This window comes from Ideonella sp. FW305-24 (genome assembly GCF_058788035.1).
The window spans coordinates 1-3,452 of sequence record NZ_JBYTAI010000034.1 but is presented as its reverse complement, the minus strand read 5'-3'; the positions used below and the strand labels follow the sequence as shown (position 1 = coordinate 3,452).

At 67.6% G+C, this 3,452-nt stretch carries 1 protein-coding gene; it reads right to left on the bottom strand.

All coding sequences use genetic code 11. The features are described 5' to 3' along the window. The coding region (locus tag AC3WR5_RS33300; RefSeq protein ID WP_492490081.1) for an SDR family NAD(P)-dependent oxidoreductase at positions 1-3,452 on the bottom strand (3,452 nt) is incomplete at both ends.

The following is a 3,452-nucleotide window of genomic DNA, read 5'->3' as shown; positions in this document are numbered from 1 at the left end:
ATGCTGTCTTTGCCGGCGCTCAGGTTGGACCAGAACGCTCCCACGTCCGACGCTTCGGGGTACCGGCCTGACAGGCCGATGATCGCGATTTCGCCAACCGCTGGACCCGCATTGCGCACATCGAAGCGCGAGCCGAAACGAGATCGGCTGCGAAGAGTCGGCACGATCTCGCGCTGCAGACCCGCGGCGACGGCAGGTAAAGAGAGCGCTGGTTTTTCACCAAGCAACTCGACCAGCTGCGTGTGATGGCTCTGCAGGAAATAGCCCGACAGCGTGGCAATCGTCTGGTACTCGAAGAACAGCGTCTTCGGCAGCGGGCCGAAGGACTTCTCCAGCTTCTGCGTCAAGTCCATCACCAGGACGGAGTCGATGCCATAGGCTTCCAGGGCCACCTGCGCATCGATCTTGTGCGGCGGCAGCTTCAATGTGGCCGACAGCAGGCGCACGAGGTGCCGCACAGTCTTGTCACGCAAATCCTCGGCCAGCTGAACTGGCGCTGTCTCGGCTTGCGGGACGGCGGGTTTTGCCGGCGCAGCGGTCAACAGGCTGGCCTTCAGGCGTTCGACATGGCCCTCGGCCACCAGCACCTGCGGCAGGCCACTGCCCAAGGCCTGGACCAAGGCTGCGCAACCACTGGCGCTGCGCAGCGGCGTCATGCCGATTTCCTGCAGCAGGTAGCGCCGCGTGGCGGCGCCCACCTGCATGCCGCCTTCTTCCCACAGCGGCCAGTTGATGGCCACGCTGCGCCCCTGCCGCAGGCCTTGTGCCACCAGGCCATCCCGGAAATGGGCGAAGGCATCCATGAAACCGTTGGCCGCCGCGTAGTCAGCCTGGCCCACATTGCCCAGGGCACTGGCGATGGACGAGAAGCAGATGAAGCAGTCCAGCGCCAGATCGCGGGTGGCCGCGTCGAGATTCAGCGTGCCAGCCACCTTGGCGTGCAGCACGTCCTTCAGCTCCTCGCCGGTCTTCCTGAGGATGAAGCTGTCGCGCAAGACACCTGCGCTGTGCAGCACGCCGTTCAGGCCACCGAAGGCCTCGACGAGTTCGGTCACCAGGCCGGCCACGGCCTCGCGGTCACCCACGTCGAGCTGGCGATATTGCGCAGCGGCGCCCATGGCCAGCAGCTCGTCGAGGCTGGCCTGCGTGCGGGCGTTCAGCGGCGAGCGCCCGGTCAGCACCAGCCTCGCGCCCTTGGCCCGGCGCGCGATCTCCTGCGCGAAGATCAGGCCCAGGCCGCCCGCGCCACCGGTGATCAGGTAGACGCCCTGGTCCTGCCACGGCGAAGCCGCGTCGGCCCCGCCGACCCACTCGGCCCAGCCGCCGACCTGGCGCTCGCCGCCGATGTAGCGCACGTCCGCTGCCAGGCTGTCGCGGTTGTCGCGCAATGCCTGCGGCAGGTTCTGCCCAGGTTCGACCTGCATCACCTGGCCGAGCAGAGCCGGGTTCTCCCGCTGCGCCGTGCGCAGCATGCCGCCCAGGCCCGCCATCAGCCGGGCCGGGCCCTGCTGGGGCATAAGCAACTGGATAAGGTGCTGGCCAGGCTGGCGGCTCAGGGACTGGAGCTGTGCCAGCAGCACCTCGGCTGCGGAGGCATAGCTCGCGGCCAGGTCCTCGTCCACGGCAATGGCCACGCAAGTCACATCCGACAGCTCGGCCTGGACCTGGCGCGTGGCGGCCGCATCGAGGCCGCAGAGCATTACCACGTGCCGTGCGAAGCTGCGGCCCGCCGCGGCGTCGACGGCAACCGGCCTGGCTTCCCAGACCGGCTTGGCCAGCAAGGTCTGCAAAGCCGTGCCAGCTTCGGCGATGGGCGCGGCAATGCGCAGCCCGAGCCCACTGAACCGGACACAGACGACGCCGTGTTCGTCGCAAAGGTCGACGTCGATTGCCGATGGCAGCGCGCCAACGGCTGCCGTCCCGGCACTCGGTCGCAAGACGGCCCACATGTTGGCGGTGCAGGGGGCGAGCAGTTCCAGCGCGCCAAGCGTGGCGGGCAACCACAAGCTGCCATCGTCCGCGTGCCCGGCCGAGCGCACCAGGCCCAGCGTGGCCTGCAGTGCCGCGTCCAGCAGGCTGGGATGCAGCCCGTAACCGTCCACCGGCGCCGCAACCGGCAACGCGACCCGGGCCAGGACCTGGCCGTCTCCGACCAGAAGTTCGTTCAGGCCCTGGAAGCTCGGGCCGTACTGCAGGCCCATGCGGTCGAATGCCGCGTAGCACTGTGCAGCGTCGAGCTGCGCGGCGCTGCATTGCGCGCGCAGCGCCACCAGGTCGTGCGTCGCCGCCGGCGCGATTGGCGGCTCGGCGACCATCACGACAGCGCCCTGGCAATGCACCCGGGGTTCGTCGCCTTCGCCATCGCTGTAGATCTCGAAGCGGATGTCGCCAGCCGCCTGTGGCAGCAGCGCGATGTGCAGTTCCACACCGTCCTCGCCGGCCACCACCGGCCGCAGCCACGCGATGTCCCGGAGCTGCAGCGAGCAGTCTTCGTCGATGGCCAGGCTCGCTGCGTGTCGCGCCATCTCCAGCTGCGCCACACCCGGCAGGATGCGCGTGCCCCTCACCGCATGGTCGGCGAAGAAGAACTCCTCGCCACTGAAGTGCGAGCTGAAGCGCTGCACCGCAAAGCTGGAGGTGTTGCGATGCAGCAGCGGGTGCAGTTGATCACCCGTTCCGGCAGGTGCCGCGGCCGACGCAGACACGTCCAGCCAGTAGCGTTCACGGGCAAACGGATAGGTCGGCAGGCTGATGCGCTGCGGCTTCTGATTGCCGTACAGGCGTTGCCAGTTGACCGCCATGCCCTTGACCCAGACGTCCAGCAACTTGCCGTGCTTGCCCTTGGCAATCCACGCCTCGACCGCCGTGCCAATGTCCTCGTCCCCGCTGAGCCCCGCCAGCGCTTCCTTGTTGCGCTTGACCTGGCCCCGGTACAGCTCGTCAACGTCTCTTCCTTCGAGGTGCTCGCTCAGTTTTTGTTTCAGCTCTTCCACCGAACTGACGACCAACCCCAACCGCTCCTCCATCGCCTCGCGCCCGACCTGCAGCGTGTAGGCCAGGTCGGCAAGGTGGATGGCCGCGTCGGTTTCGATGGCATCGCGCAGTTGCCGGACTTGTTCCTGGAGCCGGTCTTCGCTTCTGGCCGACAGCACGATGAGTGCCGGTCCGCTTTGGGTGTCTTGCGTTTGCGGTGCGCTGTATTCCTCGATGACCACATGCGCGTTGGCCCCGCCCGCACCAAACGACGAGATGCCGGCAATGCGTTTGCCCACCCTCTGGATACCGGCCACTTCGCGCACCGGTGCAGGCCAGTCGGCCAGCTCCTGCTGCACGACGAAGGGCGTGGCTTCGAAGTCGATGTTGGGGTTGAGGGTGCTGGAATGCAGGCTGGGCGCGATCTGGCGGTGCTTGAGTTGCAGCAGGACTTTGGTGACGCCGGCAATGCCGGCGGC